The sequence below is a fragment of the Flavobacterium sp. genome (assembly GCF_035456225.1).
In the GTDB taxonomy this organism is placed as follows: domain Bacteria; phylum Bacteroidota; class Bacteroidia; order Flavobacteriales; family Flavobacteriaceae; genus Flavobacterium.
Genome location: NZ_DATIDM010000013.1, coordinates 1 through 9815, shown reverse-complemented (window position 1 = coordinate 9815; position 9815 = coordinate 1). Strand labels below are relative to the sequence as shown.

Annotated in this window: 7 protein-coding genes; 2 read left to right on the top strand and 5 right to left on the bottom strand. The window is 38.8% G+C overall.

Annotated elements, in window-relative coordinates:
- From VLB74_RS00695 to VLB74_RS00680, 4 genes are all read right to left on the bottom strand, one after another.
- On the bottom strand, positions 1-1467 hold a 1467-nt coding region (locus VLB74_RS00695), incomplete at its 3' end, for an NHL repeat-containing protein (RefSeq protein ID WP_325201549.1).
- Positions 1468-1586: 119 nt separating this feature from the next.
- Positions 1587-2891, bottom strand: a complete 1305-nt coding sequence (locus tag VLB74_RS00690; RefSeq protein WP_325201548.1) for a dihydrolipoamide acetyltransferase family protein — start codon at positions 2889-2891, stop codon at positions 1587-1589.
- 110 nt (positions 2892-3001) lie between these two features.
- Positions 3002-4183, bottom strand: coding sequence for a glycosyltransferase family 2 protein (locus VLB74_RS00685; RefSeq protein ID WP_325201547.1), 1182 nt, complete (start codon positions 4181-4183; stop codon positions 3002-3004).
- 37 nt (positions 4184-4220) lie between these two features.
- Positions 4221-5408, bottom strand: coding sequence for a BamA/TamA family outer membrane protein (locus tag VLB74_RS00680; protein ID WP_325201546.1), 1188 nt, complete (start codon positions 5406-5408; stop codon positions 4221-4223).
- 208 nt (positions 5409-5616) lie between these two features.
- Here VLB74_RS00680 and VLB74_RS00675 point away from each other — a divergent pair, with 208 nt between their 5' ends.
- On the top strand, positions 5617-7482 hold the full coding sequence (locus tag VLB74_RS00675) for an ABC-F family ATP-binding cassette domain-containing protein (protein ID WP_325201545.1): 1866 nt from the start codon (positions 5617-5619) through the stop codon (positions 7480-7482).
- A gap of 23 nt (positions 7483-7505) precedes the next feature.
- The gene (locus tag VLB74_RS00670) at positions 7506-8192 is read left to right on the top strand and encodes a hypothetical protein (RefSeq protein WP_325201544.1); all 687 of its coding nucleotides are present in this window, start codon (positions 7506-7508) and stop codon (positions 8190-8192) included.
- A gap of 67 nt (positions 8193-8259) precedes the next feature.
- On the opposite strand, the gene VLB74_RS00665 is transcribed toward VLB74_RS00670, so the two are convergent.
- Entirely contained in the window at positions 8260-9813 is a 1554-nt protein-coding gene (locus VLB74_RS00665) for an SDR family oxidoreductase (RefSeq protein ID WP_325201543.1), read from the bottom strand.
- Between the last annotated feature and the right edge of the window lie 2 nt (positions 9814-9815).

The following is a 9815-nucleotide window of genomic DNA, read 5'->3' as shown; positions in this document are numbered from 1 at the left end:
AGTAGTCACTTTTCTTCCGTCATAGCTGTATAAATCCATCGAAAGCACTTCCGGCTGATTGAGTGTAAAATCTATCGTTACTGTTTCCCTGAAAGGGTTAGGGTAAATCATAAAAGCATTATTTTCGCCAAATTCCGCATTGGCAAGCCTTTCATCCGGATTATATCTGAAGATAACAGTATGCGGATGACAAGAGAACCATGCTTCACAAAAAGTTGTTCCAGCAAGAATTTTACCGTCTGACTGAATTGTTATTTTACCGTTTATAGCCCGATTAAAATTCAGGGTTGTGGTTATGTAACCGCTATTGCCAAAATTTTCGTCCGAATCTCCATTTGTATCATAGCGTGCAATTACAATGGCTGCCGGTTCCTGATTATTTTCCGGTGTCGGATTTTCACTTGTCTCATAAGTTCCTGCTGCAATCAATTTTCCATCGGGAAGTTCTTTCAGCGACTGTAAACCAAGAATCGGATAGTCTATTATTTTAATTCCGTCTAAATGGAAAGCACCATCTAAATTCCCATCCTCATTTAAGCGTATCAATCTGTTTACAACGGTACTGCCGGGAAGCAACCCGTAACTTGAAGCCGAAAAGACCATTTTACCGTTGGATAGCTCCAAAACATTCAGAGTATCATCAACCTCATCAAAATCAAAAACCTTCAGCCCTCCTTCACCGAAAGACATATCCAGACTACCATCATTATTTAATCTGATGAAAAAAATATCTCTTCGATAATCATTGGGATCGGGAAGTCCAAAAACACCGCTTATCAAAATTTTTCCATTCTTCAGACTTACCACTTCATGCAATGTAATGTTTCCTAGAGGCAACGAAAAATCAACCGCCCCATTACTGCCAAAATCGCCATCCAACGCTCCGTCCGGTTTGTATCTCACCAATGTATAACCAGCAATAGCTCTTTCATTTCCCGGTGTTTTAACCACCAAAATATTATCGTCTGACTGAACCGACAGTGATTGTATATTATTTTCCGGATCTGCTATGATTCCATTTGTTCCGAAGGAGGTGTCTATAATACCATCGGAGGTATAGCGGAATAAATAACTGCCTGGGGTGAAAAAATATCCTTCCTTGGCAAAACCAACAATCTTTCCACTCGACTGCAGTTCGACATCTCCAATATTATTTTGCAAACTGCTGGTAACAAAACCGTTTATTCCAAAGGACTGATCTAAAATTCCGTATTTATTGTATCGGTTGATAATATATCTGGGATCGGCTCCATGAAGATGAAAATTTGAAGCCGTAATAAAACTGCCATCCTCTTGCAGGATGATTTCCTTAAAATCGGACTCCAGACCCGAACCTGTATCAGTGGTATAGTTCTGACTTATCATTCCGTTTGTTCCGAATGTCTGATCGAGAAATTCATTTTGGCTAAACATTGAAATGGAAACAAAAAAAAGGTTAACCAGCAAACATATAGTAATCTTTTTCATAACCTTAAGTATTTGATTGCTATAAAGTTACAAAAATAAAATCCTTCCTAAATTTGGTTTAGTGTTAAAAAAAAAGACCTCATTTTTTGAGGTCTTTTTAAATATTTGTATGTCTAATCTTAGAAATCTCTGTTGATGTCCCAAGCTTCTAAATATTCCGCAACACGTTTCACGAAGCTTCCGCCTAATGCACCGTCTACAACCCTGTGATCGTAAGAGTGTGACAAGAACATTTTCTGACGGATTCCGATGAAATCACCTTCAGGAGTTTCGATAACCGCCGGTACTTTTCTGATAGCCCCTAAAGCTAAAATACCTACTTGCGGCTGGTTGATAATCGGAGTACCGAAAACAGATCCGAAAGTACCAACGTTAGTTACTGTATAAGTTCCGCCTTGCGTATCGTCCGGTTTCAATTTACCAGCTTTAGCGCGGTTTCCTAGATCGTTAACCGCTTTAGCCATACCAACCAGGTTTAACTGGTCTGCGTTCTTAATTACCGGAACAATAAGGTTTCCGTTTGGTAAAGCTGCAGCCATACCTAAATTGATATTTTTACGTTTGATGATGTAATCGCCATCAACAGAAATATTCATTCCAGGGAAATCTTTCAACGCTTTTGCTACTGCTTCCATGAAGATTGGTGTGAACGTCAATTTCTCCCCTTCTCTCTTTTCGAAAGCGTTTTTCACTTTGTCTCTCCATTTCACGATGTTGGTCACATCCACTTCAATGAATGACTGAACGTGAGCCGAAGTCTGCACCGATTCCACCATGTATTTGGAGATCAGCTTACGCATTCTGTCCATCTCAACGATTTCGTCGCCACCGTTTACAGAAACCGGAGCCGCTTTTGAAACTTCAGGAGCTGCTGCTTGTGGAGCTTGAGCTACCGGAGCCGCAACCGATGCAGGTTGGTTTCCTCTATTTTTAATGTAATTTAAGATGTCCTCTTTATTTACACGGCCGTCTTTACCAGAACCTTGAATCGATTCCAATTCAGCCAATGAAATTCCTTCTTCTTTAGCAATGTTTTTCACCAATGGAGAGAAGAATTTATCAGAACCTGAAAAATCTGCAGGAGCCGCAGTTTCTTTAGCTGCTTCAACTGTTTTCGCAACTTCTGCCACAGGAGCTGCAACCGCTTCCGCTGCGCCTCGGGTTGAAGCTTCCACAGCACCACCTTCAGTTTCAATGATGGCAATGGTTTGTCCTACTTGTACCACATCATCAGTGTTGAAAAGAATTTCAACAAGTGTTCCCGCTACTTCAGAAGGTACTTCACTGTCTACTTTATCAGTAGCAATCTCAAGTACTGCTTCGTCCATTTCAATTTTATCTCCAACTTTCTTTAACCAGTTGGTAACAGTTGCTTCAGCAACACTTTCTCCCATTTTGGGTAATTTCAATTCAAACTTTGCCATATCTTTAAACTAAAGTTGTGTTTTCGTCATTCGCTTGCAAAATTAATAAATATTTCGAGCATTAGCGACGAATTAAACAAATTTGCGTGTTTTTTTTATATTTTTAAAAATCACGAATTATTAAAATCCGATTTTTGTAACTTAATAACTTCTCCCCTGTCGTTGCTGCTATTGCTTCCAATCAGAAAATCAGCTCTTTCAGGGATTATTTTAAAGGTAAAACCTTTGTTTTTATTCTTCTCCAGAAAACGGATAATCTCCTTAAATGAAAAACGCCAATTATCCAATACGATTTCCAACGGACATCCTTTTAAATTTTCCTGCGAAAATAAGGCATTTTCATCAATATCAACAGACCAGATAATCTTTTTTTGCAACTGTTTTTCCAATTTTTCTCCCAGACTTTCATCGGAAGAAAACAACAAGTATTGTTCCGGTTTGTGAATGATTTGCTGCTGTTGCTTTTTCTTCAATATTGCAAACAAAAAGGCTCCTATTCGCATGAAAACATCAAAAACAAAAGAACCTCCAAAATGTTTTTTATAGAAAAAGTGCATGGCTTCACGGAAACGCTTCATGTAGGTCCCGTCTCGAACGGTGCTCTCTCCTTTATAATGGATTACCGAAGTTTCGTGGAAGTAATAATTCGATTTCCCGGTTTTCAAAACCGTATAGCTCAAATCGATATCGTCCGAATACATAAAACAGTTTTCGTCAAAACCTCCCACTTCAAGGTACAAATCACGTTTCATCACCATAAAAGCCCCAACGAGTATATCCACTTTTCCGGTTTGGTTTTCGGATAAATGCTGGGCATAATATTTATTGAAAAGCGAAGATTTTGGAAAGAATTTGTACAACCCGAAGATTTTGGTAAACGCCACCCAAGGTGTAGGAGTTCCGCGTTTGCATTCCGGAAGAAAATTTCCCGTGCCATCAATCAGTTTGCAACCCACAATTCCCACGTTTTCTGTCATTGCGAGAAACGAAGCAATCTTTTCAAAAGTATCTTCCGCTACAACGGTATCCGGATTTAAAATGCAGATGTATTCCCCTTTAGCTTCGGCCACACCAATATTATTCCCTTTTGGAAAACCGAGGTTGGCTTTGTTTTCGATGAGTTTCACCTCTGGAAAACGCTGCTTCATCATCAGGCAACTGTCATCCGCAGAAAAATTATCCACCACGATAATTTCGCTGTCAATGTTTTCAAGTGCTTTCTGAACGCTCAAAACACATTGCTCGAGAAAATAACGAACGTTGTAATTAAGTATGATTACGGATAGTTGCATCCGACAAATATAATATGAAATTAGTCTATTCTGAAAATTAGAAATTTTCAGCCAAACTCACACGTAATGACCAATCGTTTTTGCTTATTCCATAATCCAAAGTCACATTGTTATTGTTTTTCTTATTCCATTTCACACGTAGTCCCGTACCAACTGCCGGATGCCATTTGGTAAATTCATGCGTGTTCAATTTTGAAACGGAAGAGACATTCGTAAAAAAAACAGCTCCAAAAAAACCATCTCTGGTAATGTCTGTCCTGTATTCGGTCTCAAAAAACAACAAGGCGTTACTTCTGAAACGGTTTCGGGTAAAGCCTCTCCCTGTTTTTCCAAAACGATCCCAACCGATACTCGGTAAATCCAAATAGTGTGGATCACCCCAAAAGGTAGACCAGTAAAAAAATCGGCCCGCTATTACCCTGTGTAGTTTATTATGCAATGAATAATACTTTCTTAAATCAACATAAATAGATTTCCATTCCTGATTGTCCAGTCCGCCATTAAAATTATTCCGATAATCGACCTCGGCATAAAGCCCTTGTTCGGGGTTGATTACATTGATCCTTGAATCATATAAAAGCTGAACCGCAATCCCAAAAGAACTCACATTAGAAAAATCGCCTTTCATGTATTTAACGTAATCGGTTTCTTCTTCTATAAACGACTCCTCTGAAATATTTTCATAACTGTCAAACAAAACACCAAGACCCATCCTGAAATCTCCGGCAACTTTTCTGGTGGCAAACTGATAAAAACGCCACTGCTGGTATTCTAATCTTGATATTTCCGTATCCGAATTATTGTTTCCAAGACCATACGTAGGCTGCGGATAAATCATATACCGATAATCGCCCGTGAAATTATAAATGTTTTTATTGGTGTATAAATAAGTCGTAATGGGAAAAACAAACTGCCCGTCCAAACTGAAATAAGGCGTAAAAAGAACCTCCGACATTCTCGTCTTTGCGGTATCTTCGCCCAGGTAAAAGGTTGTCAGAAACGAAATTACAAATCCGCCGCCCGCATCTGATCCTGCCGGGGAAGGAAATAAGGAAAAAGCAATTTTTTTATCTTTAAACTTGCTGATGGTGTCATTTTTCAAAAAGATCTTTCTGTAAATATCCCGAATATCACTACTGTTGTACTTAATTGAATCACTTTGCGAATAAACTATATCCGTAGAAAAAAGAAACAGCGCCAGTATCGCAGTAAGTAAATGATTCATCTTTTCTTTTTTTACAACAGCGTTTATTACAAATTTAAGCTATTTATTGAACTGTACGTAAACACTTTACAAAACAAATTTAAACAAACTGCATCGTTATTGTTACTTATCTGAAGAAACATTAAATCATCTTAATAACAGCTAATTGATTACTTTTGCACCCGAGACCAAATTTGGTCGAATTGCTCATAGTAAAAAAATTAGTATTGTGAATTACCTTTCAGTAGAAAATATATCGAAATCGTTTGGCGAAAGAACGTTATTTAAAGACATTTCGTTTGGGATTAACAAAGATCAGAAAATCGCTTTTATTGCCAAAAATGGTTCGGGAAAAACCTGCATCATGAAGATTATCAATGGCGAAGACGAACCGGATACAGGACAGGTTGTGGTGCGTAAGGACATCAAAATGGCTTTTTTATCCCAAGATCATAATCTGCAGGACGAACTTACGATTGAAGAAAGCATTTTCGCATCCGACAATGAAATCCTGAAAGTAATCGAACGTTACGAAAAAGCCTTGGAACATCCGGAAGACGAAGAAGCTTACCAAAAAGCCTTCGATGATATGGACCGTCACAATGCATGGGATTTTGAAACGCAGTTCAAGCAGATTTTGTTCAAACTGAAACTAGAAGATTTCAAACTGAAAGTAAAAAACCTTTCGGGTGGACAGAAAAAACGTTTATCATTAGCCATTATCCTAATCAACCGTCCGGATTTGCTGATTCTGGACGAGCCTACGAATCACTTGGACCTGGAGATGATCGAATGGCTGGAAAGTTATTTCGCCAAAGAAAACATTACGTTGTTCATGGTAACGCACGACCGTTTCTTCCTGGAGCGCGTTTGTAACGAAATCATTGAACTGGACAACGGAAAACTATACCAATACAAAGGGAATTATTCCTATTATCTTGAGAAAAAAGAAGAGCGTATCGCTTCGGAAAATGCGAGTATCGATAAAGCGCAAAACCTTTTCGTAAAGGAATTGGCCTGGATGCGTCGTCAGCCGAAAGCACGTACGACCAAATCGAAATCACGTCAGGATGATTTTTACATCATCAAGGAAAAAGCGGAAAGCCGCAGAAAAGAGAACGTGGTCGAACTGGAAATCAACATGGAACGCATGGGAAGCAAGATTATCGAGCTTCACAAGATTTCCAAGAAATTCGGCGACCATGTGATTTTGGATAATTTCACTTTCGATTTTCAGCGTGGCGCGCGAATTGGAATCATCGGTAAAAACGGAACCGGAAAATCGACTTTCCTGAATTTATTAACCGGCACCATTCCGCTTGACGGAGGAAAAGTGATTGTGGGAGACACGATTAAAATCGGTTACTATACCCAAAGCGGTATCAATCCAAAACCGGGACAGCGAGTGATTGACATCATTAAGGAATATGGCGAATACATTCCGTTGGCCAAAGGCAGAATTATCTCGGCATCTCAATTATTAGAGCGTTTCCTTTTCGATGCCAAAAAACAATACGACTACGTAGAGAAATTGAGCGGAGGCGAATTAAAACGTCTGTATTTGTGTACGGTGTTGATCCAAAATCCGAACTTTCTGATTCTCGATGAACCAACGAACGATTTGGATATCGTAACGTTGAATGTTCTGGAAAGTTTCCTTTTGGATTATCCGGGCTGTTTGCTTGTGGTGAGTCACGACCGTTATTTCATGGATAAGATTGTAGATCATTTATTCGTATTCCGAGGTCAGGGAGAGATTGAAAACTTCCCTGGAAATTACTCCGATTTCAGAGCCTATGAAGATAGTGCCGATGTAGCCCAAAAAGAAGAAAACAAAGCCGAAAAGAAAGACTGGAAACAACAAAACAATACTAGCGGCCTGTCGTTTAACGAACAAAAGGAATTTCAGAAAATCGAACGCGAAATCAAAGATTTGGAATTCAAGAAAAAGGAAATTGAGCAATTGTTTTCGGACGGAAAAGTGGCAGATGCCGATATTGAAAAGAAAGCGAACGAATTGCAGAATGTCATCAAAAAAATAGAAGAAAAAGAAGAGCGTTGGTTTGAATTATCAGCAAAAATAGAAGAAAATTAGTAGGTTTGCTGAAATTTTAATTTATGAGAAGGATCTTTCTTTTACTTTTATTTTCACTTAACAGCTTAAATTTCTTTGCACAAACGGAGGAAACAAAACCAAAAAACTGGATTGTAAAATGGAATGCCACTGCTGCAGTTGATGTTTTTTCGTTTCCAACCGTTCAGTTTGCAGTTGAACGGAAATTAAACAACTATTTTTCAGTACAAGCTGAATATGGTATCCAGTTGTATGGTTTTCCCAAATCAGATACTGTTTCAGTGAAGAATTATGGCCACAGAGTTATAATTGAAGGGCGATTTTATATTTTTAACTATTTGAAAAAGGACAAATCAAAAACTCGAAAATCAGATGGCTTATATACGGGTTTGCAATTATCTTATAGAAAAAACAGTTACAACTTCACTCAAGAATATTATTTAAACGAAACAGATAGTGACATACAAACCGACGTAATAGGCGTAAAAAAAGAAGTTTACGCAATAAATGTTTGCTTTGGGTACCAAATTCCTTTTCACAATTTTATATTAGAACCTTATGTTTATTTGGGATATTTTAATAGAAATATTGAAAATTTTGACAGAGAATACGATGAAAGCGCCGGTCATGTTCCTGTAGATGATATTCATTATTTCGGATCTGATTTAACTGAAGAGTCAGATAGTTATGGCAATGTCTCATTTGGACTTCGCCTCGGTTACAAATTTTAAAAAACTGCAACAAAAAACCACAACAGAACATGATTCTGTTGTGGTTTTTTCACTTAAAAACAGCTTATTACCAAGCAATCGGCACATAATCTTTCAAGAATTTTCCGCACCAGTGTTTTCCTGTATTAATGCCGTCAAACAAAGGATCCATAACTCTTGCGGCACCGTCTACAATATCTAACGGTGGCTGAAAATCTTCTTCCTCTTGTTTTCTTTTTGCCATTTCAGCAGGATCTTCGTCAGTAACCCATCCAGTATCTACTGCATTCATGAAAATACCCTGTTTTGCCAAAGCGCCTGCCGCAGTATGGGTTAACATATTCAGTGCCGCTTTTGCCATATTAGTATGTGGATGTCGGGCATCTTTGTAACCATGGTAAAACTTTCCTTCCATTGCCGATACATTAATGATGTGTTTTTGTCCTGTGTTGTCTTTTTTCATCACTTCCGCAAGACGATTACACAAGACAAAAGGCGCCACAGCGTTTACGAGTTGCACTTCTATCATTTCAGTCGTTTCAATTTCGCCTAGTTTTAAACGCCAGCTGTTGGTCTTTCTTAAATCCACTTGTTGTAAATCGGCATCCAATTGCCCTTCCGGAAAAACTTCATTCGCTACCAGCGTATTATCGAAAGAATAAGGGATTTGAGACAATTTAGCCGAAGCCCGTAATCCAATTCCCGGTTCCGGTCCATGCCAGGTAACCGGCATATTCTGATTGGAAGAAGCTCCTGCAGTCAATATTTTCAATTCCTGCAAACAATCGGTATGGTCTAATAATAAATCTTGCACCTGTTTTGGCAAAGAAGTAACAGGACGTTCTTCGTTCTCCATTAAATGAGCATAGAACCCGGCGGGACGTCTTACTGTTTGCGCCGCGTTATTGATAAGAATATCCAAACGCCCGTATTTTTGTTCGATAAAATTGCAAAAAATCTCTACGCTGGGAATATGTCGTAAATCCAATCCGTGAATTTTCAGTCGGTGTCCCCACTCCATGAAATCCGCTTCCTTGGCAAAACGCAAAGCAGAGTCTACTGGAAAACGGGTTGTAGCGACAACCGTTGCCCCACCTCGCAAAAGCATTAAGGTAATATGATATCCAATTTTCAAACGAGAGCCCGTGATTACCGCGATCTGCCCTTTTACGTTGGCAGTCTGAAAACGTTTGGCATAATTAAAATCACCGCAATCAGTACACATTGTATCATAAAAATGGTGCATTTTAGTAAACGACGTTTTGCATACATAACAATTTCTTGGCGTTTCCAATTCCAATTGCTCCTTGTTGGTTAGATCTGTAATCGATAGCAATTTAGGCGCAACAAACACGTTTGCTTCACGAGCAGTACGGATTCCGGTTTCTTTACGAGCGGTTTTATCTTTGGTCTCTTTTTTACGTTTAGCTACTAATCTTCCATCCTTTTTTCTGCGGGAAAGTTCATCGCGATCCGGTCTGGAAAATTGTCCTGCCGCTTTAATCAAAGCCGTTCTTTGCGCTTTCGGAATATCGAATATCTGATTGGTATCCGTATTTAATTGCGTCAACAAAGCGATGCATTTATCGATTTCTTCCGAAGTTATTGCGGTGGCAACTTCTATTTCATCATTCATTTTCATAA

Excerpts from the sequence above, each read along its gene's own strand:
- VLB74_RS00685 (WP_325201547.1), bottom strand. The coding sequence starts at position 4,183 with ATGCAACTATCCGTAATCATACTTAATTACAACGTTCGTTATTTTCTC.
- VLB74_RS00670 (WP_325201544.1), top strand. The coding sequence starts at position 7,506 with ATGAGAAGGATCTTTCTTTTACTTTTATTTTCACTTAACAGCTTAAAT.
- VLB74_RS00665 (WP_325201543.1), bottom strand. The coding sequence starts at position 9,813 with ATGAAAATGAATGATGAAATAGAAGTTGCCACCGCAATAACTTCGGAA.
- VLB74_RS00690 (WP_325201548.1), bottom strand. The coding sequence starts at position 2,891 with ATGGCAAAGTTTGAATTGAAATTACCCAAAATGGGAGAAAGTGTTGCT.
- VLB74_RS00680 (WP_325201546.1), bottom strand. The coding sequence starts at position 5,408 with ATGAATCATTTACTTACTGCGATACTGGCGCTGTTTCTTTTTTCTACG.